At 74.3% G+C, this 23,355-nt stretch carries 20 protein-coding genes and 1 pseudogene; 9 read left to right on the top strand and 12 right to left on the bottom strand.

Annotated elements, in window-relative coordinates:
• Positions 1 to 7 precede the first annotated feature (7 nt).
• Together ACFPCY_RS15215 and ACFPCY_RS15210 are read right to left on the bottom strand one after the other, a co-directional pair.
• Positions 8 to 682 carry a TetR/AcrR family transcriptional regulator gene (locus ACFPCY_RS15215; RefSeq protein ID WP_378255542.1) on the bottom strand — a complete coding sequence of 225 codons (675 nt, stop codon included), beginning with the start codon at positions 680 to 682 and terminating at the stop codon, positions 8 to 10.
• A 124-nt stretch (positions 683 to 806) separates the two neighbouring features.
• Positions 807 to 2,987: an MMPL family transporter gene (locus ACFPCY_RS15210; RefSeq protein WP_378255541.1), complete on the bottom strand. Its 2,181-nt coding sequence runs from the start codon at positions 2,985 to 2,987 to the stop codon at positions 807 to 809.
• 223 nt (positions 2,988 to 3,210) lie between these two features.
• Between ACFPCY_RS15210 and ACFPCY_RS15205 the strand changes: the two genes are divergently transcribed.
• Both ACFPCY_RS15205 and ACFPCY_RS15200 read left to right on the top strand, forming a co-directional pair.
• The gene (locus tag ACFPCY_RS15205) at positions 3,211 to 4,341 is read left to right on the top strand and encodes a sensor histidine kinase (RefSeq protein ID WP_378255540.1); all 1,131 of its coding nucleotides are present in this window, start codon (positions 3,211 to 3,213) and stop codon (positions 4,339 to 4,341) included.
• On the top strand, positions 4,338 to 5,000 hold the full coding sequence (locus ACFPCY_RS15200) for a response regulator (RefSeq protein WP_378255538.1): 663 nt from the start codon (positions 4,338 to 4,340) through the stop codon (positions 4,998 to 5,000). The genes ACFPCY_RS15205 and ACFPCY_RS15200 overlap by 4 nt, the downstream gene beginning before the upstream one ends.
• Here ACFPCY_RS15200 and ACFPCY_RS15195 read toward each other — a convergent pair.
• Positions 4,964 to 5,845 carry a helix-turn-helix transcriptional regulator gene (locus ACFPCY_RS15195; protein WP_378255536.1) on the bottom strand — a complete coding sequence of 294 codons (882 nt, stop codon included), beginning with the start codon at positions 5,843 to 5,845 and terminating at the stop codon, positions 4,964 to 4,966. The genes ACFPCY_RS15200 and ACFPCY_RS15195 overlap by 37 nt on opposite strands.
• A 136-nt stretch (positions 5,846 to 5,981) precedes the next feature.
• On the opposite strand from ACFPCY_RS15195, the gene ACFPCY_RS15190 reads away from it, so the two are divergent.
• Together ACFPCY_RS15190 and ACFPCY_RS15185 are read left to right on the top strand one after the other, a co-directional pair.
• On the top strand, positions 5,982 to 7,025 hold the full coding sequence (locus ACFPCY_RS15190; protein ID WP_378255535.1) for an aldo/keto reductase: 1,044 nt from the start codon (positions 5,982 to 5,984) through the stop codon (positions 7,023 to 7,025).
• On the top strand, positions 7,022 to 7,330 hold the full coding sequence (locus ACFPCY_RS15185; protein WP_378255533.1) for a putative quinol monooxygenase: 309 nt from the start codon (positions 7,022 to 7,024) through the stop codon (positions 7,328 to 7,330). The genes ACFPCY_RS15190 and ACFPCY_RS15185 overlap by 4 nt, the downstream gene beginning before the upstream one ends.
• A 65-nt stretch (positions 7,331 to 7,395) precedes the next feature.
• Here the strand turns inward: ACFPCY_RS15185 and ACFPCY_RS15180 are convergent, their stop codons facing one another.
• Positions 7,396 to 8,382 carry an ArsR/SmtB family transcription factor gene (locus ACFPCY_RS15180; protein ID WP_378255531.1) on the bottom strand — a complete coding sequence of 329 codons (987 nt, stop codon included), beginning with the start codon at positions 8,380 to 8,382 and terminating at the stop codon, positions 7,396 to 7,398.
• Between the two features lie 55 nt (positions 8,383 to 8,437).
• On the opposite strand from ACFPCY_RS15180, the gene ACFPCY_RS15175 reads away from it, so the two are divergent.
• On the top strand, positions 8,438 to 9,667 hold the full coding sequence (locus ACFPCY_RS15175) for an MFS transporter (RefSeq protein ID WP_378255529.1): 1,230 nt from the start codon (positions 8,438 to 8,440) through the stop codon (positions 9,665 to 9,667).
• 14 nt (positions 9,668 to 9,681) lie between these two features.
• On the opposite strand, the pseudogene ACFPCY_RS15170 reads toward ACFPCY_RS15175, so the two are convergent.
• Positions 9,682 to 10,551 (bottom strand): annotated as a pseudogene (locus ACFPCY_RS15170) (LysR family transcriptional regulator); the annotation flags it as partial.
• A gap of 213 nt (positions 10,552 to 10,764) precedes the next feature.
• Positions 10,765 to 12,177 (bottom strand): MFS transporter, encoded by a 1,413-nt coding sequence (locus ACFPCY_RS15165; RefSeq protein WP_378255527.1) that lies wholly within the window; start codon positions 12,175 to 12,177, stop codon positions 10,765 to 10,767.
• Between the two features lie 92 nt (positions 12,178 to 12,269).
• Between ACFPCY_RS15165 and ACFPCY_RS15160 the strand changes: the two genes are divergently transcribed.
• Positions 12,270 to 12,902, top strand: a complete 633-nt coding sequence (locus ACFPCY_RS15160; protein WP_378255526.1) for a TetR/AcrR family transcriptional regulator — start codon at positions 12,270 to 12,272, stop codon at positions 12,900 to 12,902.
• 25 nt (positions 12,903 to 12,927) lie between these two features.
• Entirely contained in the window at positions 12,928 to 13,779 is an 852-nt protein-coding gene (gene mca / locus ACFPCY_RS15155) for a mycothiol conjugate amidase Mca (RefSeq protein WP_378255524.1), read from the top strand.
• 34 nt (positions 13,780 to 13,813) lie between these two features.
• On the opposite strand, the gene ACFPCY_RS15150 is transcribed toward mca, so the two are convergent.
• Positions 13,814 to 14,377, bottom strand: coding sequence for a PadR family transcriptional regulator (locus tag ACFPCY_RS15150; protein ID WP_378255522.1), 564 nt, complete (start codon positions 14,375 to 14,377; stop codon positions 13,814 to 13,816).
• A gap of 119 nt (positions 14,378 to 14,496) precedes the next feature.
• On the opposite strand from ACFPCY_RS15150, the gene ACFPCY_RS15145 reads away from it, so the two are divergent.
• Entirely contained in the window at positions 14,497 to 15,369 is an 873-nt protein-coding gene (locus tag ACFPCY_RS15145; RefSeq protein ID WP_378255520.1) for an aldo/keto reductase, read from the top strand.
• Positions 15,370 to 15,456: 87 nt separating this feature from the next.
• Here ACFPCY_RS15145 and ACFPCY_RS15140 read toward each other — a convergent pair whose 3' ends face one another.
• From ACFPCY_RS15140 to ACFPCY_RS15125, 4 genes are all read right to left on the bottom strand, one after another.
• Positions 15,457 to 15,975: a hypothetical protein gene (locus tag ACFPCY_RS15140; protein ID WP_378255518.1), complete on the bottom strand. Its 519-nt coding sequence runs from the start codon at positions 15,973 to 15,975 to the stop codon at positions 15,457 to 15,459.
• 197 nt (positions 15,976 to 16,172) lie between these two features.
• Positions 16,173 to 18,101: a WD40 repeat domain-containing serine/threonine protein kinase gene (locus ACFPCY_RS15135; RefSeq protein ID WP_378255517.1), complete on the bottom strand. Its 1,929-nt coding sequence runs from the start codon at positions 18,099 to 18,101 to the stop codon at positions 16,173 to 16,175.
• A complete protein-coding gene (locus ACFPCY_RS15130) occupies positions 18,101 to 20,125 on the bottom strand; it encodes a WD40 repeat domain-containing serine/threonine protein kinase (protein WP_378255515.1) in 2,025 nt (674 codons plus the stop codon). Before ACFPCY_RS15130 ends, ACFPCY_RS15135 begins: the two co-directional genes overlap by 1 nt.
• Before the next feature lie 85 nt (positions 20,126 to 20,210).
• Positions 20,211 to 20,906 (bottom strand): TetR/AcrR family transcriptional regulator, encoded by a 696-nt coding sequence (locus tag ACFPCY_RS15125; RefSeq protein ID WP_378255513.1) that lies wholly within the window; start codon positions 20,904 to 20,906, stop codon positions 20,211 to 20,213.
• Between the two features lie 102 nt (positions 20,907 to 21,008).
• Here ACFPCY_RS15125 and ACFPCY_RS15120 point away from each other — a divergent pair, with 102 nt between their 5' ends.
• Positions 21,009 to 22,016, top strand: coding sequence for an alcohol dehydrogenase catalytic domain-containing protein (locus ACFPCY_RS15120; RefSeq protein WP_378255512.1), 1,008 nt, complete (start codon positions 21,009 to 21,011; stop codon positions 22,014 to 22,016).
• On the opposite strand, the gene ACFPCY_RS15115 is transcribed toward ACFPCY_RS15120, so the two are convergent.
• Positions 21,994 to 23,295, bottom strand: a complete 1,302-nt coding sequence (locus ACFPCY_RS15115; protein ID WP_378255510.1) for an APC family permease — start codon at positions 23,293 to 23,295, stop codon at positions 21,994 to 21,996. The genes ACFPCY_RS15120 and ACFPCY_RS15115 overlap by 23 nt on opposite strands.
• Positions 23,296 to 23,355: the final 60 nt, after the last annotated feature.

Here is a 23,355-nt window from a genome sequence, read left to right as displayed (position 1 = left end):
CTCCAGGTCATCGCCGTTCTTCGGGGGGCGGGGCCGTGAGCCCGCCGCCGTAGACGGTGAGCAGCTCGCCCGCCCAGCGGTCCATGCCCTCGGCCGACAGCGGGTCGAGGCCCAGCACGTCGGCGATCCGGTCCCTCAGCAGCAGCACGGCCAGGTCGTTGGCCAGCAGGAACGCCGCCCGGACGGCCGGGTCCCGGCCGGGATCGGCCAGGCCCGCCGCGACCAGCGCCGACAGCGTGGCGCGGGACAGCTCGTAGAGGCGGCGGAACACCGCGCGGCCCGCCTCGGAGTCGGTGAGCAGCAGCCGCCGCAGGTACGCCGGGACGGGCGAGTCCGGCGGCAGGTGAGCGGCCAACAACTCACCCACCGACGCGGGCGCCGACGCGGGCGCTGGCGCGGGGGCCGAGGTGGGTGCCGAGGTGGGTGTCGAGGTGGCTCCGGCTGCGGGCGGGGCGAGCAGCTCGCCGGCGTGCTCGCCGGTCGCGACCTCGGCGAGCAGCGCCTCGAACAGCGCGACGACGTGCTCGTCCACGGCGTCCCGGAGACCCTGTTTGGAGCCGAAGTGGTGCACGACCAGCGCGGGCGAGGCCCCGGCCGCCGCCGCGATCTGCCGCACGGACACCGCGTCGGGGCCGTGCTCGGCGAACAGCCGCAGCGCCTCGTCGCGGAGCCGGGCCCGCATCGTCCGATCCTCGGAAACTGAACGCACGTACAGCACACTAAACAGTTGTTCAGTGGCTGTCCAGGGGCGGATGTGACGGAGCGCGGGAGGCGAATGCCTTCCGCGCTCCGGGACGCCGTGCCGGTCAGACGGCGGCGGGTTCCTTTGGGGAGGGGGCGGCCTGCGGGTTCGTGCGGCGGCCCGGCATCCACCAGTTCGCCTTGCCGCACAGCTCCATCACGGCCGGGACCAGGACGAGCCGGACGATCGTGGCGTCCACGAGGACCGCGACGGACATCCCGAGCCCGATCTGCTTGACCGCGACGTCCGGGCCGAGCAGGGACGTGGTGAAGACGGCGATCATGATGCCGGCGGCGGCCGTGATGACCTTGGCGGTGCGGGCCAGGCCGCGCGCCACGGCCGTCCGGGTCTCGCCGGTCCGGACGTACTCCTCGCGGACCCGCGAGATCAGGAAGACCTCGTAGTCCATGGACAGCCCGAACAGGATCGGGAACATCATCATCGGCACCCAGCTCGTGACCGGCATCGAGGTGGGGAAGCCGAGGGCCGTGCCGAGCCAGCCCCACTGGACGATCGCGACCAGCACCCCGTACGCGGCCCCGATCGAGAGCAGGTTCATCACGGCCGCCTGGAGCGCGATCGTCACCGACCGGACGAGCGCCACCAGCAGCACCAGGGACAGCGCCAGCACGATCGCGATCATGTACGGCAGCCGGGCGCTCACCGCGTCCGAGAAGTCGATCGTGACGGCGTTCGGCCCGCCGAGGTGCACGTCCTCGCCGCCGGGGACGTTCGGCAGGACGTCGTCGCGGAGTTCGTGCACCAGGCGCGGGGTCGCCTCGTCCTGGTAGCCGGTCTTGGGGAAGGCCATGAAGACGGCGGCCCGGCCGTCCGCGCTGATCTGCGGCGGCGTGACGGAGGCGATGCCGTCCGTCCCGGCGACCGCCTGCACGATCGGCCGCAGGTCGGCGTCCTTCGAGGCGACGGGCGCGGCGAACACGAACGGCGCGCCGTAGCCCGGTCCGAAGCCCTCGGAGAGGATCCGGTAGGACGCGTAGCTGCTCCGGTCGTGCGGCTGGACGCTGGCGTCGGGCAGGCTCAGCCGCATCGACAGCGTGGGCGCGGCCAGGACGAGCAGCCCGGTGCCGGCCAGGACGGCGGCGACCCACGGCCGCCGCTGCACCAGTGCGGCCCAGCGCTCGGCGGGCGTCCGGCGCGTCCGGCGCGTCCGGCTCGGTCGGGCGGGATCGTGGCGGTCGGCGCGGCTCGTCCGGCGGGGCAGGCGCAGCGAGTTGATCCGGTGTCCGGCGAAGCCGAGGAAGGCCGGCAGCAGCGTCACGGCCGCGACCATCGTGACCAGCACGGTCACCGACGCGGCGATGGCGACGCCCGTCATCAGCCGCTGGCCCATCGCGACCAGGCCGAGCAGCGCGATCACGACGGTCGTTCCGGCGAACAGCACCGCGTGCCCGGCCGTGGTGACGGCCTTCACCGTCGCGGCCTCGGGCGCGTCGCCGTCGCGCAGCGCCTCCTTGTAGCGGGTCACGATGAACAGCGCGTAGTCGATGCCGACGCCGAGCCCGATGAGCGCGGAGACGACGACGGTGAAGTCCGGCGCGGGGAAGACGTACCCGACGAGCTTCATCAGCGCGATCCCGCCGACGATCGCCATCAGCGCGGTCACGATCGGCAGGCCCATCGCGACCAGCGAGCCGAACGCGATGAACAGGATCACCGCCGCCGCGAGCACGCCGACGGCCTCGCCCGGCCCCTGCCCGGGCGTCTCGGCCTTCTGCGCCATGTCCCCGCCGAGGCCGAAGGCGACGCCGCCGCCCGACGCGTCCTTGACGGCCGTGACGAGCGGCCGGACCTCGCTCGCCTTCACGTTCTGGCTGGTCAGCGGGATCGTCGTGCGCGCGATCCGGCGGTCCTTGGTCACCAGGGCCGGGTTCCGGTAGGGCGAGACGACCGGGCCGGTGACGGGCGAGGCGTCCAGGGTGGCGACGACCTTCTCGATCTTCCGCCGGACGGCCGGATCGTCGATGCCCCGGTCCGCCTTCACCGCCAGCGTGAGGGTGTCCCCCTGCTGTTCCGGGAAATGCCGCTCGATCAGTTTCTGCGCCTTCGCGGATTCCGATCCGCTGCCGGAGAAATCGTTGTCGGAGGCGGCGCCGAAGCCGAAACCGGCGAACGCCACCGCGAGCACGCCCGCGATCCAGAGCAGCAGGACCAGGCGTCTGCGCCGGTGGCAGAAGCGGGCGAGCCCCGCGAGGAGGCCGTCCTCGCGGGCAGTCTCGGTCGTCATCGTCAACTCCTTGGGCCGTTCTTCGTCGCGGCTGGACGGAATTGATGATCCACGCCGAATTCGCGCGGCGCGTCCGCCCGGCGAAGGCAATTCGCGCTACGGCGTGCGCCGCAATTCATTACCGTTCCTGCTGCGGACGCGGTCGATGTACCGCGTTCGCGGTAGATCGCCGCTCGTCCGCGGGCAGGAGGTGCGCGGGTCCGGTTCCGGCTAGGTTGCGGGCATGACCACCGGACTGCCCGCCGTCTGGGCCAGGAGCCGGGACCGGCTCGTCGCGTTCCTGCTGGCGGCGGCCCTGCTGATCACCGCGTTCGCCGAGGGGCGTCCCGCCACCCGCCTGGACGTCCTCGGGTACGTGCTGATCGCGGGCAGCGGGCTGGCGCTGGCGTTCGTCCGCCGGGCGCCGGTGGCCGTGCTCGGCGCGACGTGGACGTGCGTGGCGGGCTACCAGGCGGTCGGTTTCGAGGTGCCGGCCGTCGCGTTCCTGTTCGCGGTGTACGCGGCCGTCCGCGCCGGGTACCGGACCGTCACGATCGCGGCGTCGGTGACGCTGCTGCTCACGCTGCCGCTCGCGGCGCTGGTCTCGCCGCACGGCTGGTCGCTGAGCGAGGCCGCCGCGCAGGCGCGGGGCGTGCTGGAGATCGCGTGGCTGATCGCCGCCGGGGCCGCCGGCGAGGCGCTGCGGCAGGCCGAGCGGCGCGCGGACGAGGCGGAGCGCACCCGCGAGGAGACCGCGCGCCTGCGGGCGAGCGAGGAGCGCCTCCACATCGCGCGCGAGCTGCACGACTCGCTCACCCACCAGATCTCGATCATCAAGGTGCAGGCCGGGGTCGCGGTCCATCTCGCCCGCAAGCGCGGCGAGCGGGTGCCCGAGGCGCTGCTCGCGATCCAGGAGGCCGGGCGCGAGGCGACCCGCGAGCTGCGCGCCACGCTGGAGACGCTGCGGGACGACGCGTCCACCCCGGCGCACGGCCTCGACCACGTGCCCGAGCTGGTCGAACGCGCCCGCGGGACGGGCCTCGCGACGACCCTGACGATCGAGGGCCAGCGGCGGGACGTGCCGACCGAGGTGGACCGGACGGCCTACCGGATCGTCCAGGAGTCGCTGACGAACACCGCGCGGCACGCGGCGGCGACCACGGCGTCCATCGTGATCGGCTACCGGCCGGGGGTGCTCGCGATCCGCGTGGACGACGACGGGAAGGCCGGGCCGGGAACCGCGCCCGTCCCCGGCGTCGGGCTGCTCGGGATGCGCGAGCGGGTCACCGCGCTCGGCGGCCGGCTGCGCGCCGGACCGCGCGGCGAGGGCGGGTTCAGCGTCGAGGCGGAGCTGCCCGTGGGAGGACCGTCGTGATCCGCGTCCTGCTGGTGGACGACCAGCCGCTGCTGCGCGGCGGGTTCCGCGCGCTGCTCGACGCCGAGGACGACATCGAGGTCGTGGCCGAGGCCGCCGACGGCGCGGAGGGCCTCGCGCTCGCCCGCGAGCGGCTGCCCGACGTCGCGCTCGTGGACATCCAGATGCCCGTCCTGGACGGCATCGAGACGACCCGCCGCATCGCCGCCGACCCGGCGCTCGGCGGGGTGCACGTCGTGATCCTCACCAACTACGGCTTCGACGAGTACGTCTTCAACGCGCTGCGCGCCGGGGCCGCCGGGTTCCTGGTCAAGGACATCGAGCCGGAGGACCTGCTGCACTCGGTGCGGGTCGCGGCGCGCGGCGACGCGCTGCTCGCGCCGTCCATCACCCGGCGGCTGATCGGCCAGTACGTCGCCCGGCCGCCGCGCGCCGGCACCGGGACGGGCCTGGCGGAGCTGACCAACCGCGAGCGCGAGGCGGTCGCGCTGGTCGCGCAGGGCCTGTCGAACGACGAGATCGCGGTCCGGATGGCGATCAGCCCGGTGACCGCGAAGACGCACGTCAACCGGGCGATGATGAAGCTGGGCGCGCGGGACCGGGCGCAGCTCGTCGTCCTCGCCTACGAGTCGGGGCTGGTGACGCCCCGGACGGCCTGAGCCGCCTCCTGCTGGGACAGCGTGGCGAGCAGGCGCAGCGCCGCCTCCGAGGCCGAGCCCTCCTCGACCGTGTGCGCGATGAGCGCCTGGTCGGGGTCGTCGGGCAGGCGGAGGGTCTCGTAGGAGAGGTCCAGGCGTCCGACGACCGGGTGCAGGTAGACGTAGCGGCCGTGCGTCTTGTCCTTGACCTGGTGCTCGGCCCACGCGGCGCGGAACTCGGGGCTGGTCGCCGACAGCTCCTCGACCAGCGCGGCGGTGCGCGGGTCGTCCGGGTGCCGGGACGCGTCGAGCCGCAGGTAGGCGGCGATGTCGGCGATCTTGCCGGGCCAGTCCGCGTAGAGCGCGCGCATCCCCTCGTCCTGGCAGACGAGCCGGGCGAGGTTGCGCCGCTCGGGCGGCAGCGCGCCGAAGTCGGTGATCAGCGTCGCGGCGAGCCGGTTCCAGGCGAGCACGTCGGTGTCGCGGCCGACGATGTAGGCGGGCACGTCGGACGCCGCGTCCAGCAGCCGCCGCAGCCCAGGCCGGACGGTCTGGGGCGCGGCCGGAGCGTCCGTCCCCGTCCACGGCCGGGCGAGCCGGAACAGGTGCTCGCGCTCGTCCGGATTGAGGCGCAGCGCGCGGGCGACGGCGTCCAGCACCTCTTCGGAGAAGTGGAGCGTCCGGCCCTGCTCCAGCCGGACGTAGTGGTCCACGCTGACCCCGGCCAGCCGGGCCAGCTCCTCGCGGCGCAGCCCGGGGACGCGCCTGCGGCCCCCGTAGTCGGGCAGTCCGAGCTCTTCGGGCCGCAGCCGTGCCCGGCGTGACCGGAGGAACTCGCCGAGTTCCGCGCGTCTGTCCAGTGCCATGCCCCCAGTATCGCGGGCCGCGGAAGGCGCAGCCTGGTCACGCCGTGCCCAGGCACGCGCGGGCACTGGGTGGACCGACCGCACCGGACGAAAGTGATGGTCATCCGATCTCACCGAGCGAGAAGGCACTGTGAAGATGACTGAAACCGTTCGCTTCGGCCGCACCGACATGGACGTCACCCGGCTCGGCTTCGGCTCCTGGGCGGTGTCCGGGCAGGGCTGGAAGTTCAGCTGGGGCGCGACCGACGACGCCGAGTCGATCGAGGCCATCCGGCACGCGGTCACGTCCGGCGTCAACTGGATCGACACCGCCGCCGTCTACGGCCTCGGCCACTCCGAGGAGCTGGTCGGGAAGGCCGTCGCCGGGCTGCCCGAGGCCGACCGTCCGTACCTGTTCACCAAGGCCGGGCTCGTCTGGGACCCGGCGGACCCGGCCGCCGCGCCGCGCCGGATCATGAAGCCCGCCAGCGTCCGGCGCGAGCTGGAGGACTCGCTGCGCCGCCTCGGCGTCGAGCGGATCGACCTCTACCAGGTGCACTGGCCCGACACCGGCGAGTCGCTGGAGTACGCGGGCGACGGCTCCGGCGCGGTGTCGCCGAACGCGACGCCGCTGGAGGAGTACTGGCAGGTCATGGCCGACCTCAAGGCCGAGGGCAAGGTCCGCGCGATCGGCCTGTCGAACCACTCGGTCGAGCAGCTCGAGGCCGCCGAGCGGGTCGCGCACGTGGACGCGATCCAGCCGCCGTTCTCGGCGATCAACCGCTCGGCCGCCGCGGAGATCGCGTGGGCGCGGGCGCACGACACCGCCGTGATCGCCTACTCGCCGCTCCAGTCCGGGCTGCTCACCGGCACGTTCTCGGCCGAGCGGGTCGCGAACCTGCCCGCCGACGACTGGCGGCTCGGGCACGCCGACTTCACCACCGGGCTCGCCGCCAACCTCCGCGTCGCCGAGGCCCTGCGGCCGGTCGCCGCGCGGCACGGCGTCGGGGTTCCGGAGGTCGCGATCGCCTGGACGCTCGCCTGGCCGGGCATCACCGGCGCGATCGTCGGGGCGCGGAAGGCCGCCCAGGTGGACGGCTGGATCGGCGCGGCCGAGGTCGAGCTGACGCGGGCCGACCTGGACGAGATCGCCGACGCGATCGCCGCGTCCGGCGCGGGCACCGGGCCGGCGCGCCCGTGAGCGCGGCGGGCGCGACCCTGTTCGTGGTCGCGGAGCTCCGCGCGGTGCGGGGCCAGGAGGACCGGCTCCGCACCGCCCTGGAGGCGATGATCGAACCGTCCCTGGACGAGCCGGGATGCCTCGCCTACCGGCCGTACGGGGACCCGAACGACCCGTCCCGGATGGTCGTCGTCGAGGAGTGGACGGGCCCGGACGCCCTCGCCGAGCACTTCGCGACGCCGCACTTCCGGCACGCCGAGCAGGTGTTCGCGGGGATCCTCGCCGAGCCCATGACCGTCCGCCGCCTGGCGGAGGTCACGGACTGACCAGGCTGTCACGGATGGAACAGGCCGTCACGGACCGGGCTGGCCCTCACGGACGGAACAGGCCGTCACGGATTGAGCAGGCCGTCGCCCAGGGGCGTGCGGCGGTAGAGCACCTGCCTGCCGTCGCGCGCCCGGCTCACCAGGCCGGTGGCGTGCAGGACGCGGAGGTGCTGGGAGACGGCGCTCGGCGTGACCCGCAGGCGGCGGGCCAGCTCGACCGTCGGCAGCGGCTCGGCGAGCAGGGCGAGCAGGCGGGCCTTGGTCGCGCCGACGAGGTCGTCCAGCGCGGACGGCCCGGACGGTCCGGACGGCCCGGACGGCCCGGACGGCGGGCGCGACTCCCACAGCGTCCCGACGCCCCGGCACGGATAGGCCAGCATCGGCGGCTCGTCCGGGCTCACCGGCGGGGCCGGCTTGTGGGCGAAGATCGACGGCATGAGCAGCAGGCCCCGGCCCCGCGCGGCGACCTCATAGCGGCTGATCATCTTGCTGACGCGCAGGACGCCGTCCTGCCAGCGGACGTTCGGGTGCATGTCGGCGAACAGCAGGCGCGCGCCGCCCACGGCGAGGCGGCGCGCGCGGTAGGTCATGTCCGCTTCGAGGACGAGCCGCATCTGCGTCCAGTGCGGCGCGATGGCCAGCTCCCAGTACCGGTGCAGGGCATCGCAGATCGCCTCACGCAGCCCCGCTGCATCCGCATTGTGCAGCGGGACGGGCAGGGTGTCGGGGGCGTGGGCGGCCTTCAGATCGTGGCGGACGGTCTCGTCCGGAGTCCGCCGGACGATCTCCAGTTCGGCTTCGAAGGCGGGCGCGAACTCGTCCGGACGCGGCGTCAGGAAGTCGGGCAACGTGCGGCGAGTGCTGACCAGCGACAAGAGAAGTCGCAGGTCAGACTCGTCGATCCGCGGCAGGACGGCCCGCCGCCACGGCAGGTGCAGCGCCGACAGCCCGGGGTCGCGCAGCACGCGCAGGCTGATGACCGTCTCGTGGAGCGGCGAGAGGGCGAACCTGGTGTCGGCGAGGTCCTCGACGTCGAGCTCGTATCCGATCATTAAGCCAGAGGCTACATTCGTTGGCCCCTGCCCCTCGGTGCCGTGGACTCGGGCCATGGCGTTGACTCTTCCGAAAACCGAGACGCGACCCGTCGTCGGGCGCGGCGTCGTCCTGGTGCTCGCGCTGGCGTGCGGCGTCGCCGTGGGGAACGTGTACTTCCCGCAGGCGATCAGCCCCTCGATCGCGTCCGGGCTGGGCGTCTCGCCGGACGCCGCCGCGCTCGTCGTCACGGCGACGCAGTTCGGGTACGCGGCCGGGATCTTCCTGCTCGTCCCGCTCGGCGACCGCGTGCCGCACCGGCGGCTGGTCGTGACGCTGCTCGCGCTGGCCGGGGCGGGGCTGCTCGCCGCCGGTGCCGCGCCGGGCGTGCCGCCGCTGGCCGCCGCGTCCGCGTTCGTCGGCGCGGTGACGGTCGTCGCGCCGATCCTCGGGCCGATGGCGGCGGGCCTGGTCGAACCGGATCGGCGCGGCGTGACCAGCGGCATCCTGCTCGGCGGGTCCATCGGCGGGATGCTGCTGTCCCGCACGCTCGGCGGGTTCGCCGGCGAGTGGCTCGGCTGGCGGGCGCCCTACCTGGCGATGGCGGCGCTCACGCTCGGGTCGGCGCTGGTCCTGGCCCGCGTGCTGCCCCGGACGCGGCCGTCCTCGCGCGAGCGGTACCCGGCGCTGCTGGCCGCGTCGCTCCGGTTGCTGCGCACCGAGCCGGAACTGCGCCGGTCGTGCCTCTACCAGGCCGCGATCTTCGGCGGCTTCTCGGCCGCCTGGACGGGCGTCGCGCTGCTGCTGACCGGTCCCGCATACGGCCTGACGACCCGTTCCGTCGGCCTGCTCGCGCTGGTCAACGCGGCGACGATGTTCTGCACGCCGGTCGCGGGACGCCTCGCCGACCGGCACGGGCCGGGCCCGGTCAACCGGCTCAGCATGGTCGCGGTCGTGGCGTCCGCGCTGGTCCTGGCGATCGGGACGGCCGGCGGCGCGATCGGCCTCGCCGGGCTCGTCGCCGGGTTCCTCGTGCTGGACGTCGCGATGCAGTCCGGGATGGTCGCGAACCAGGTCCGCATCTACGCGCTGCGCGACTCCGAGCGCAGCCGCCTCAACACGGCCTACATGACCTGCGCGTATCTCGGCGGGAGCGCCGGGTCGTGGCTCGGCGCGCAGGCCTTCGGGCGGTTCGGCTGGTACGGCGTGTGCGGGCTCGTCGCCGGTCTGGCGGTGCTGGTGCTGGGAAAGGCGGTCCGGTCGTCCGGCGGCAGCCAGTGGCGGGACGGATCGCGCGGCGTGTAGGCGTCCGAGACGTAGGCGATGAGCGCGGGCAGCGCCGGATGGCAGTCCGGCTCGTGCCACATCAGCGACCAGGGCCACACCGGAACCGGATCGGCGAGCGGGACGCGGACGACGTCCGGATGCGCGGGCAGCCGCGTCCCGTGCCCGGCGAAGGTGTAGCGGGACGGCTCGGCGGCGACGCGTCCGATGAGCGCCTCCAGCCCGAAGTCGGGCCCGGACGTGTCGTAGGCGATCCCGAAGTCGGCTCCGAGGCGGCGGTAGAACGACGCCCACTCGCTGTCCCGCTCGACGCTCGGCATCCAGGCCGTCGTCCCCGCGAGGTCCGACATCGGCAGGCCGCCGCCGGGCGAGCGGAGGGCGCGCGCGGCGAACGGATGGTCACGCCGGACGACCAGCACGAGCGGTTCGAGCAGGGCGGGGACGCGTCGGACCTGCGCGGGCAGGCCGGTCGCGCGTCCGAACAGCGCGTCGGTCTCGCCCGCGAGCAGCGCCGGGAGCCCGGCGGCGAGCCCGCCCGAGGAGACGATGTCGAGCCCGACGTCCGGTGCGGACTCGTGGAAGCCCGTGGCCAGGTCGATCGACGCGAGCCAGGTGTGGTGCACGTCCACCCGCAGCGTCCGCAGGCGCTCCCCGGCGAGCGTCACCATCCGGTCGGCGAGGCCGAGCAGCGCGCGGGCGGAGTCGAGGAGCGCGCGTCCGGCGGAGGTCGGCGCGGCACCGCCGCGCTCGCGGAGGATCAGCGGCGTGCCGAGCCCGGCCTCCAGCTTCGCGACGCGCTTGGACACCGCCTGCTGGCTGACGCCGAGCCGGTCGGCCGCGTGGCTGAACGAGCGCTCCTCGACCACGGCGACGAAGGCGCGGACGGCCGCGAGATCCAGGTCCATGCAGCTCCCCGTACGACGGCCGGTGGTGGACGCGGCTTCCGAACCTACAACCGGCAGGGGCGCGCCGCCCGCCGCGCAGGCGATCCACCCCGCGCGCAGGCGATCGACCCGGCGTGCGGGCGGTCGACCCGGCGTGCGGGCAGTCGACCCGGCGCGCAGGCGATCGACCCGGCCGTGTGACCGGCGGCCGGGTCGATCGGGTTCGGCGGGTGCTCAGCGGGAGCGCCGGAGGGAGGCGGCGGCGAGGACGGCTCCGGCGACGACCAGCGCCGCGTTGACGCCGATCGCGACGCGGATGCCGGGCAGGACGTCCGCGGCGGTGGAGCTCGCGATCACCACGGTGCTCATGATCGGCGTGCCGAGCGTGATGCCGATCTGCTGGGTCATGGTCGCGATGCCGGTCGCCCGGCCCTGGTCGGCGTCGGACAGCCCGGAGGTCGCGGTCACCATGAAGGCGACGATCATCAGCATGTTGCCGACGCCGCCAGCGAAGGTCGCCGCGAGGAGCAGTGCGATCCAGGCGTGCGAGGTGCCGAGCGCGATCAGCGTCGCGGTCGCCGCCGCCTGGACGAGGCCGCCCGCGAGGATGGTGGCGCGGGTGCCGTGCCGGCCGACGACGCGTCCGCCGAGGGTGCCGCCGAGGACGGTGCCGAGCCCGAGGACGCCGAACGCCAGCCCGGTCGCGAGCGGCGAGTAGCCGAGCACCTTCTGCAGGTAGAGCGTGAGCAGGAAGACCAGCGAGGTCTCGGTCACGAACGCGACGAGCCCGGCGGTGTTGCCCCACACGACCGTCCGCCGGCGCAGCAGCGCGGTCGGGACGAGCGGCTCGGCGGCGCGCTTCTCGACGGACCAGAACGCGGCGACCAGGACGGCGCCGGCGGCGAGCGAGGCGAGCGTGGCCGGGGCGGTCCAGCCGTGCTCGCCCGCGCGGGTCAGGCCGAACACGAGCAGCAGCAGGCCGCCGGTGACCGAGACCGCGCCCGGGACGTCCAGCCGGGGCCGGACCGCCGGCCGGGCGTCGGCGATCGTCCGCGGCGCGAGCGCCACCACCAGCGCGGCGACCGGGACGTTGATCAGGAACGCCCAGCGCCAGGACAGCAGGCTCGTCAGCAGCCCGCCCAGGATCGCCCCGGCGGTGAAACCGGCCGACATGAGCGCGCCGTTGAGGCCGAGCGCGCGCTCGCGCAGCGGCCCCTCGCGGAACGCGGTGGTGAGCAGCGCGAGTCCGGTCGGCGTGACGGCGGCGGTCGCGAGCCCCTGCAGGACGCGCGCCGTCAGCAGGATCTCGGGGCTGGTCGCCAGGCCGCCGAGCAGGGACGACGCGCCGAGCACGGCCATCCCGCCGATGAACGTCCGCTTGCGTCCGGCGAGGTCGGCGAGGCGGCCGAACAGCAGGGTGAACCCGGCGGCGGCGAGCGCGAACGCGGTGGCGATCCACTGGAGGTTCGCCAGCGAGAAGCCGAGGCCGGCGCCGACCTCGGGCAGCGCGACGTTGAGGATGGAGAAGTCGACGGCGACCATGAACTGCGCGCCGAGCAGCAGGGTCAGCAGCAGCCGCTGCCGTCCGGTCATGCGCAGCGGCGGCGCGGTGGGGAGCGCGGTAGAGGTGGACGCGGACACTGCCATGGAGAGCCTCCAGCAGTTAACGGTTCTGTGGTTCCGTTAGGATGGGCTCGACCGTACCACCTCTCGCGCATAAATGAAACTGGAGTCCCGTTATGGCTGATGCGGAGACCGCGCCCGGCACCCTGCGGCCCGGCGGGCGGACCGCCCGGGTGCGCGCCGCCGTGCTGCGCGCCGCCGAGGACGCGCTGATCGAGTGCGGCTTCGACGGCATCGACCTCGCCGAGATCGCGCGCCGCGCCGAGGTCGGCAAGACGACCGTGTACCGCCGCTGGGGCAGCCCGCGCGTCCTGGTCGCCGACCTGCTGGAGGACATGGCCGAGCAGTCCGTCGCGCGGACCGAGACCGGCTCCCTGGACGGCGACCTGCGCGCGAACGCCCGGCTCGTCGTCGCCACGCTCACCGACGAGCGGCAGGGCGCGCTGTTCAAGGCCGTGATCGCCGCCGCGACCGGCGACGAGCGGACCGCCGAGGCGCTGCACCGCTTCTACGCCGCGCGCATCGCCGAGTGGGCGCCGTGCGTGACGCAGGCCGTCGAGCGCGGCGAGGTCCCCGAGGGCACGGACGCGTCGGAGGTCGTGCGCGCCGTGTCCGCGCCCCTCTACTACCGCTTCCTGGCCAGCGGCGATCCCCTGGACGAGGCGGTCGCCGACCGTGCCGCGCACGCGGCCTGCTGCGCGGCCCGGGCAGGAGCTTATGTCGAACCTAAATTTGGTCTTGCAAAGTAGATAGGTCTGACCTAATAATCGAGGCATGACCTTGCGACTGATGACCGTGCACGCCCACCCCGACGACGAGTCCAGCAAGGGCGCGGCGACGCTGGCCAAGTACGCGGCGCAGGATGTCGAGGTGCTGGTGGTGACCTGCACGGGCGGCGAGCGCGGCGACGTCCTCAACCCGGCGATGGACCGTCCGGGCGTCCAGGAGAGGCTGGCCGAGATCCGGCGCGCGGAGATGGACGCGGCACGTGCGATTCTCGGCGTGCAGCAGCATTTCCTCGGGTTCGTCGACTCGGGCCTGCCCGCGCCTGGCGAAGCTCTCCCGGACGGCTGTTTCGCGCTCGCACCCCTGGACGAGTCCGTGGAACGCCTCGTCGAGGTGATTCGTGAGTTCCGTCCGCACGTGGTCGTCACCTACGACGAGACCGGCGGCTATCCGCATCCCGACCACGTGCGCACGCACGAGGTGACCGTCGCTGCGTTCGACGCGGCAGGCGACGCCGACCGCTTCCCGGGCGAGCCCTGGCAGCCGCTCAAGCTGTACTACCACGGCGCTCTGTCGAAAGCGTGGTTCCAGGCGCTGCACGACGGCATGACCGCGCGCGGTTTGCCGTCGCCGATGACGGACGTCCTGAAGGAGTTCCCAGCGGACGTGCCCGCGCCGGAGTTCACGACGCGTATCGAGTGCGCCGAGTACTTCTCCGTGCGCGACAAGGCGCTGCTCGCGCACGCGACACAGGTCGATCCGAACAGCGGATTCATGCTGCACGACCGGGACGTCGAGCGCGAGGTGTGGCCGACCGAGGACTACTACCTGGCGAAGGCCGACGTCCCGGTCACGCTCCCCGAGGACGACCTGTTCGCGGGCGTCCCCACGAAAGAGTGACCGGCAGCGGGCCGGGTCGGGCCCGATCGCGCGGTCACGTCACGCGGCTGCGGCGCGCTTCGAGGACGGCCAGGGCGCGTTCGCCCCAGCGGAGGTTCTCGCGCTCGAACTCCAGGCCGCGCATGAGCGTCAGGTAGGGGCCGACGCGATCGGCCTCGGCGAAGTGCTCGGCTTCGGTGCGCCCGTCGAGGAGCCGCGCGCGGAGTCGCTCGAACCGCGCGATCTTGGCCTCGGCCCAGGACATCCGCTCCCGGATCGCGTCCATCACCGCCTCGGCGTCGCCGCCGTCCACGGCCTGGACCTTGACCATCAGCTCGTCGCGGATCGCGCCCGGCCGCTGCGGCGCGGCGGTGAACCCGCGCAGCGCGCGGCGGCCCGCCTCGGTGAGCGAGAACAGCCGCTTGTTGGGCCGCCGCTCCTGCTGGACGATCCGCGCCTCGATCAGCCCCTCGCCCGACATCCGCCGCAGTTCGCGGTAGAGCTGCTGCGGCGTGGCCATCCAGAAGTTGGCGACCCCCGCGTCGAAGTTCTTGGCGAGGTCGTAGCCGGACGCCTCGCCGTCCAGGAGCGCGGCCAGGACCGCGTGGCGCAGCGACATGCCCCGAGGGTATCTCAGTGATTAATCAATTTATTGATGACCGGGCGTCGGGAAGATCCCGTCGTGCCCGCACGCTGCATCATTGTCGGGAGCACCTCTGCGAAGGATGGGGAACTGAGATGACCGAGAGCACGACCGAGCGGCCCGCCGACCTGTCCGGCGCCTTCGCGATCGGCGGCGACCTCACCGTGAACCGCCTCGGCTACGGCGCGATGCGCATCACCGGACGCGGCGTCTGGGGCGACCCGGCCGACCCGGACGAGGCCGTGCGGGTGCTGCGCCGCGCCGTCGAGCTGGGCGTGAACTTCATCGACACGGCCGACTCGTACGGGCCGTTCGTGAGCGAGCAGCTCATCCGCAAGGCCCTGCACCCCTACGCCGACGACCTGGTCATCGCGACCAAGGGCGGCCTCACCCGCTCCGGCCCGGACGACTGGCGCCCCGTCGGGCGTCCCGAGTACCTCCGCCAGCAGACCGAGCTGAGCCTGCGCCACCTGGGCGTGGAGACCATCGACCTGTACCAGCTGCACCGCATCGACCCGAAGGTGCCGGTCGAGGAGTCCCTGGGCGAGCTCGCCAAGCTCCGCGAGGAGGGCAAGATCCGGCACATCGGCCTGTCCGAGGTCTCGGTGGACGAGCTGAAGCAGGCCCGCGCGGTCACCGAGATCGCGTCCGTGCAGAACCTGTACAACGTGGCCAACCGCAAGTCCGAGGACGTCCTGGACTACGCGGAGGCCGAGGGGATCGCCTTCATCCCGTGGTTCCCGATCGCCACCGGCGAGCTGGCCCGTCCGGGCGGTCCGCTCGACAAGGCCGCCAAGGACCACGACGCGTCCCCCGGCCAGCTGGCCCTGGCCTGGCTGCTCCGCCGCTCCCCGGTGATGCTCCCGATTCCCGGCACGTCGCGGGTGGCCCACCTGGAGGAGAACGTGGCAGCCGCCGGCATCACCCTCACCGTCGCCGAGTTCGAGGCCCTGTCCGACGCCGTCTGAGCGTCCGCGGCGGCAAGGAGGCCCCTCCCGGTCACCGGCCGGTCGAGGGGCTTTCGCACGTCTCGGCGCGCGGGTCGCGGGAGGCCGTCACTGGGTCTCGGTGATGCGGGTGGCGGCATCCCCGATGAGGCGGACGGAGACGTTGTGCGGGGCGGCCTGGGCCCACTCGTCGAGGCCGATGGCCGAGCACTTGCTGGTACCGGCGGGCGGGGCGCTCCCGTCGGGGCAGTTACCTCCGGCGACGTACACGACGGTGCCGTTGGCGGTGAAGAAGACGGCGCCGCCGACGCTGAACTTGCCCGGCGCGACGTAGGTGAGCCTGCCCCACACCGTCCTGGTCCGCCGGCCGCTCTCGGGGGCCGTCGGAGGACGGTGTGCGGACGGGGTCTTGGCGCCGTCCGGGCCGTTGGAGCCGTGGCCGGGAGTGCTGCTGGGAGCGCTGCTGGGAGTCGTGTCGCCGGAGGTGGGGGCGGACGTGGGAGCGGACGCGGCGGGCGGCGCCGCCGCGGGCTTCCCTCCGCCGTCGCCTCCGCCGTTGCCGCCGCACGCGGTCAGGCCGAGCGCCAGAGCCGCCGCCGTCATCCCGGTGATCACGATCTTCCGCATGGGTTCCGTCCCGTCCTCGGTGCGCGGTCCTCGGTGACCGCGCCGTGCCGGGTGTGATGCGAGGCGGCCGGGCGGAGTTGGCGTCCCGGAAGGTGATCAATACGACCCGGCCCGGCCCGAACCCGGGGACCGGTGCGGGCGTCTGGATCTACGAACGGGCGAGAAGGGTTCGCGGGTATTCGATCTTTTTGGCGGGGTCAGTGGGCGGGGAAGGTCCAGATCCTGGTGACGCCGCTGCCGCCGCCGCTGGCGAAGGACTGGCCGTCCGGGGCGAAGGTCACGCACTCGACCTTCTTCGGGTCGCCGCTCACGGCGGCGATCTGGCGCGCGTACTGGACGTGCCAGAGGCAGATCGCGCCGTCCTCGCCGCCGCTGACGAGCATCCCGCCGTCCGGGCTGAACGCGAGCGAGGTGATCTGGCCGCGGTGGCCGCCCGACAGCTTGCGGTGGTCCGGGTCGTCCGGCGGGCCGAGGGAGATCGTGTAGTCGCCGGAGGACGCGGCGGACGCGAGGGTCGAGCCGTCCGGGCTGACCGCCGTGACCGACGCGCCGATCTCCCTGGCCGGGCTCGGCACGCCGCGCGTGGCGCCCCTGACCGGCCGGTCGGCGACCCGGACGTGCCTGATTCCGCCCTCGCAGACGAGGACGTCCCGCCCGTCCGGGCTGAACAGGAGGCGGCTCATGGTGCTGCGGACGGCGTTCGGGACGGTCTTGACGACCTTCTTCGCGGCGACGTCCCAGATCGCGAGGGAGGTGTCCTGGCCGAGGTAGGCGAGCAGGCGGCCGTCCGGGCTGAGCGCGGTGGTCAGCGGTTTCGCGTCGGCCGGCAGGGCGCCGAGCGGCTTCCCGGTCACCGCGTCGCGGACCGTGACCGGCGCGTTCCTCGCCGCCGCCGCCGCGACCCGGCCGTCCGAGCTGAGCGCGTAGGGCCGCTGCCAGTCGTCGAGGCCGAAGTCGGTCGACCTGCCCTTGCCGGTGGCGAGGTCCCAGGTCCAGATCTGGTCGAACGCGACGCCGGTCAGCCGCCGGCCGTCCGGACTGAACGCGAGTTGCAGCATGTCGACCGCCGTGTTCGGCAGCGATGTCGCAACGGGCGTGCCGAGCGGCGTCGCGGGGACGCCGTCCTGGCCCGCCGATCCGCTCTCCGGCCACAGCAGGACGGCTGCCGGGACGCCAACTGCCGCGACGGCCGCCGCCGTCGCGCCGCCGATCAGCACCGCCCGCCGGGACACGCCGCCAGGAGCCCGCTTCGCTCCGCCCGGCGGCGCGAGAGGCGGGACAGGCGCGAGAGGCGGGACAGGCGCGACGGACGGCACGCCTTGCGGCAGCGGCGCGGTCAGGCGCTCGATCACCTGCGGGACGGTCGGACGGTGCGCCGGATCCTTGGCGAGGCAGGCGGCCACCAGGTCGCGCAGGTCGCCGGTCAGGCCGTCCAAAGTGGGCGGGCCGCTGGTGATCCGGTGGACGATCGCCGGGATCGTCGGGGCGTCGAACGGGCCGCGGCCGGTCGCGGCGTAGGTGAGGACGCAGCCGAGCGAGAAGACGTCGCCGGGCGGGCCGGTCTCCTCCGCGCAGACCTGCTCGGGCGACATGAACGAGAACGTTCCGACGACGACGCCCGCCGAGGTCAGGGACGTCGCGTCCGCGGCGCGCGCGATGCCGAAGTCGATGATGCGCGGCCCGTCCGGCGACATGATCACGTTGCCGGGCTTGAGGTCGCGGTGCACCAGGCCGCTGTCGTGGATCGCCTTCAGGCCCTCGGCGAGGCCCGCGCCGAGGCGGCGCACCTCGTCCGGCGGCAGCGGCCCCTGGTGCAGGATCACCTGCCGCAGGGACGGCCCCGGCACGAACGCGGTGACCATCCACGGCGACGCGGCCTCGGGATCGGCGTCCACGACCTGCGCGGTGTGGAAGCCGCCGACCTTCCGGGCCGCCTCGATCTCCCGCGCGAACCGCGACCGGAACCGCGCGTCGGCGGCGAACTCGGCGCGGATCAGCTTCACCGCGACGCGCCGTCCGCCCGGTGAGACGCCGAGGAACACCTCGCCCATGCCGCCCGCGCCGAGCCGCCCTTCCAGCGCGTACGCGCCGACCTGGCGCGGGTCGTCGGGGCGCAGCGGCTGCATCAGCGGGCCTTCCACAGGTAGACGGCGGGGTCGGCGGTCGAGCCCTCGCCCGAGCCCGCCGCGATGAGCGAGCCGTCCGGGCTGACCTTCACCGACTCGATCCCGGAGGCGGGGCCGGTCAGCGTCCCTGCCGGGGCGCGGGTGGCGAGGTCGAAGAGCCGGACGGTCCGGTCGCTGTTCCCGGTGGCGAGCGTGCGGCCGTCCGGGGTGACCGCGAGGCTCCGGATCACGCCGCCGCCCACGGTGATCGTCGCGGTCGTCCGTCCGGCCGGGAAGTCCCAGATCCGGACGATCCCCTCGTTCCCGCCGCTCGCGCACGTCCGGTCGTCGGGCAGGAACGCGAGCGCGCGGACGCTGTCCTTGTGCCCGACGAGCGTGCGCGTGCGGCGTCCGGTCGCCGGGTCGTACATCAGGACGCTGCTGCCGGGCGCCCTCTTGTAGAATCCGTCGGTGACGGCGGCGACGGTGCGCCCGTCGGGGCTGAACGCCACGTCGTCCATGCCCGCGTTCCCGCTTCCGGTCAGGGTGCGGAGCTTGCGGCCGCTCGCGGCGTCCCAGATCCAGATGTCGGGATTGCAGCCCGCGAGGAACCTGCCGTCCGGGCTGAACGCGAGCGAGAGCGGGCCGAACTGCTCGGTCGGGAGGGTCCGCCTGAGCGTGCCGGTGCCGGCGTCCCACAGCCGGACCGTCCGGTCGAGCGCCGCGCTGGCGACGGTGCGTCCGTCCGGGCTGAACGCGACGCCGAGCACGCTGGACGTGTGTCCGCGCAGCGTACGGGCGGCGTTCCCGGCGGCGACGTCCCAGATGATGACGGTCGAGTCGTCGCTTCCGCTGGCGAGGTACCGGCCGTCCGGGCTGAACGCGATGTTCCGCACGCCCTGCGTGTGGCCGGAGAGCGTCTTGACGGGCGAGACGAACGAGACGAGCCGCGAACTCTTCTTCGCGGGCGCCTTCTCGCCGTCCGAGCCGGTGAGCAGGAGCGCCGCCGGGACGCCGATCGCCGCCGCCGCGACGGCCGCGCCGCCTCCGATCAGCAGCGCGCGCCTCCGGACGTCCACAGGCGGCGTGAGCGGGACGGGCGGCGGGGCGTACTGGCGTGTGGCGACCATGGTGGCCGCCGGATGCGTGGGCTCGTTCGCGGCGGCGTGGTCGTCGAGCGTCTCGGGTTCGACGGACGGCGCGCTGAGCAGCGCGGCCAGGCTCGGCTTCGGGAGCGCGCCGGCGTCCGGGTCGGTGAGGTGGTCGAGCACCTGCCGGACGGTCGGACGCGCCGCCGGGTCCTTGGCGAGGCAGACCGAGACGAGCGTCCGCAGGACGTCCGGGACGGCCTCCAACTCGGGCGCGTCGTTGAGCACGCGGTGCACGATCGCCGGGATCGTGCCGGCGTCGAACGGCCCCTTGCCGGTCGCCGCGAACGCGAGCAGGCAGCCGAAGGAGAACACGTCGGCGGGCGGCCCGGCGGCCCCGCCGAGCACCTGCTCGGGCGCCATGAACGCGTAGGTGCCGACGACCACGCCCGCCGAGGTCAGGGACGTCGCGTCGGCGGCCCGCGCGACGCCGAAGTCGATGATCCGGGGACCGTCCGCCGCCATGATCACGTTCTCCGGCTTCAGGTCGCGGTGCACCAGGCCGTGGCCGTGGATCGCGGTCAGGCCCTCGGCGAGCCCGGCCGCGAGCGCGCGCAGGTCGTCCCGGCCCAGGGGGCCGCGCGCGGCCACCACCTCGCGCAGCGACGGTCCGGGGATGAAGGCGGTGGCGAGCCACGGTTCGGGCGCGTCGGGGTCGGCGTCCACGACCGGCGCGGTGTGGAAGCCGCCGACCCGGCGGGCGGCGTCGATCTCGCGCGCGAAGCGGCGGCGGTAGCGCGGGTCCTCGGCGTGCGCGGCCTCGATGACCTTCACCGCGACCCGGCGTCCGCCGGGCGAGGCGCCGAGGAAGACCCGGCCCATCCCGCCCGAGCCGAGGCGCGCCTCCAGCCGGTGGGGGCCGATCTGCCGGGGGTCGCCGGGCCGCAGGGGTTCCACGTGGCTGTTCTAGCAGACGTTCATGTCCCTTTGCGGCCGGTGTGACGGAGCCCATCCGGACGAACGGGGGCGTCCGCGCCGGCGGTCACGGGCGGGACAGGCGGTCGAGCAGCTCGTCCAGCAGCAGCCGCTCGCCCGGCGTGAACCGGGCGGACGACTCGTCCAGCACGGCGCGCAGCGCGACGGCCCGCCGCGCCGGTTCGCGGTCGTCGTCGGCCCCCGCCGGGTCCGTGGTGACCGACGCGATGATCGCCTCGCGGGTGCGCTCGGACAGGCCGAGGTCGCGCCGCTCGGGCGCCTGGTCGAGCAGCGTCAGCGTCACGCCGAGCCCGGTCGCGAGGATCATCTCGGACGCCTGCTCCACGCCGACGGAGAGCCGTCCGGCCGCCGCGACCCGCTCCACCAGGCCGCGCAGGATGTCCCGCGTCTCCTTGGCCGCCGGATGGTCCGAGCCCGCGCCGAGGTACTCGCTCATCAGCCGGTACTGCGCCGGGTTCTCCAGGCCGAAGCCGATGTGCAGGTCCCAGCCGGTGCGCAGGTCGTCCACCGGGTCGTCGGCGTGGGGTTGGGAGTTCTTGATCGCCAGGTAGCGGGCGAAACCGTCCGCGGCGACGGCCTCCAGCAGGCCGCGCATGTCCCCGAAGAGGCGGTAGATGGCGGGCGGCTGGACCCCGGCGGCGGCGCTGACGGCGCGCGTGGTGACCGCGTCGCGGCCGCGCTCGGCCAGCAGCTCGGCGGCGGCGGCGAGGATGCGTTCCCGGGCGGGCGATCGTTCCGGCATGTATCGATGTTAACAAATCACTGTTATCGATGTATGGTAACGTCGGAAGCAGCAAACAGGTATCGCTGATACCCGGCAGGAAAACCCCTCGAAGGAGGACTCATGAGCAGCACCATGCGGGCCGTCCGGGCCGTCGCCGCCGGCAAGCCGTTCGAGGCCGCGGTCCTGCCCGTCCCCGAGCCGGGACGCGGGCAGGTCCGGGTGAGGGTGCACGCGTGCGGCGTGTGCGGCGGCGACGCGGTCGCCCGCTTCGACGCGCTCGGCCTCGGCCTCCCCCGCACGCCCGGCCACGAGGTCGCGGGCGTCGTGGACGCGGTCGGCGACGGCGTCACCGCCTGGCGTCCCGGCGACCGGGTCGGCGTCGGCTGGCACGGCGGGCACTGCTTCACCTGCCGCGCCTGCCGCCGGGGCGACTTCGTGAACTGCGCCGAGCGGCAGATCGTCGGCGCGACCTACGACGGCGGGTACGCCGAGTACCTGGTCGCGCCGCAGGCCGCGCTCGCCGCCGTCCCGGACGCGCTGGCGTTCGAGGAGGCCGCGCCGCTGATGTGCGCGGGCCTCACCACCTTCAACGCGCTGCGGCACAGCGGCGCGCGGCCCGGCGACACCGTCGCCGTCCAGGGCATCGGCGGGCTCGGTCACCTGGCCGTCCAGTACGCGGACAGGATGGGGTTCCGGGTCGTCGCCGTGAACCGCGGGCGCGCCAAGGAGGAGATCGCGCGGGAGCTCGGCGCGGACGAGTACATCGACAGCTCGGCGTCCAGCGCGGGCGCCGAACTCCAGAAGCTCGGCGGCGCGCGGGTCGTCCTCGCCACGGTCGGCTCCGCTCCGCTGCAGGCCGACATCGCCACCGGGCTCACGCCCAACGGCCGGATGGTCGTGATCGCCAACGACCACGACCCGATCCCCGTCCCCGGCGACCTGCTGATGTTCGGGCGGCGCGAGGTCACCGGCTGGTACAGCGGCCACGCCGCCGACGCCGAGGACGCGATGGAGTTCGCCGTGCTGACCGGCGTCCGGCCGATGGTCGAGACCCGTCCGCTCGCCGACGCCGAGGACGCCTTCCAGACCATGGGCAAGGCCCGGTTCAGGACGGTCCTGACGGTCTGACCGAGGCGGCCACGGCGAGCGCCACGGCCGCCGGGACCGCCAGGTAGAAGCCGCAGGACAGCGCGACGGCGGCCACGAACACGGTCGCCGTCAGCGCCAGCGCGCGGGACCGTCCGCGCGGCAGCAGCCGGACGGCGGCGGCGACGCCGACCAGGGTCACCGCCGCCAGGCACGCCGAGGTCACCCGCATCAGCGGATCCAGCCCGAGGCCGAGCGGCAGGACGGCGGCGGCGACCGCCCCGGAGATCACTTCGAGGACCACGAGGCTCCGGTGCGGGACCTGGCCGGCGTCCGCTCCGCGCGCGAGGACGCGGGGCAGCGCGCCGTCCCGTGCGAGCGCCGCGCCGAGCCGCGCCCCGCCCGCGATGTAGGTGTTCATCGCGACGAAGCTGAGCGCGATGGCCGCGACCGCCGTCAGCGGCCCGGCCGCCGGCCCGATGCCGTCCCGGAGGAGCAGCGTCAGCGGCACCGGTGACGTCTCCGCCCGTGTCCCCAGCGCGCCCGTCACGGTGATCGCGAGCCCGAGGTAGAGGACGCCGACCAGCGCGAGCGTCGCGACAGTGGCTCGCCGCAACAACGTCCCGCTTCCGCTGTCCGTGCTCGCGCCGGAGGCGAAGTCGGCGGAGAGGTGGCTCGCGGCCTCCCAGCCCGCGAAGGCGAAGAACAGCACGCCCGCCGCCTGCGCGACGCCGAGCGCGCCGTGCGGGGCGAACGGCGTGAACGCGTCCGCGCGCAGATGCGGGATCGCGGTGGCGATCGCGACGACCAGCAGCACGGCGAGGCCCGCGACCAGCGCGAGCTGCACGCGGCCGGAGAGCCGCAGCCCGCCGTGGTTGCTCGCGAACGCGGCGGCGAGCAGCGCGAGCGCGACCGCCGCCGCGCCCGGACGGCCCAGCCCGGCGGCCGACGCGACGTAGTCCCCGCCGATCATCGCCCCGGCCAGCGTCCCGACCGGGACCACGCCGAAGAACCACCAGCCGACCGCGACCGCCGTGCGCGGGCCGAACGCGCGCCGCGCGAACGACGCGACGCCGCCCGCGTCGGGATGCCGCACGCCGAGCGACGCGAAGGTCAGCGCGACGGGCGCGCTCAGCGCGAGCAGCGCGGCCCACGCGATGATCGCGCTGGGCCCGGCCGCGGCGGCGGCGAGGTGCGGCAGGGCGAGGACGCCGGGACCGAGCACGGCGCCGGTCAGCAGCGCGGTGCCGGTGCCGACCCCGAGCCGTCCGCGCGCGGGTTCGGGCGCGGGGACGGCCGGCGTCTCCTGGACAGCGGTCAACGAACACTCCTTCAGATGTCCGGGATGTCGCCCCCGAAGGTAGGCAGTCGCACGCCGGAA

The organism is Actinomadura gamaensis (assembly GCF_042652125.1).
Classification (GTDB): Bacteria; Actinomycetota; Actinomycetes; order Streptosporangiales; family Streptosporangiaceae; genus Spirillospora; species Spirillospora gamaensis.
The sequence above is the reverse complement of the archived record's forward strand: the minus strand, read 5'-3'. Positions and strand labels throughout refer to the sequence as shown.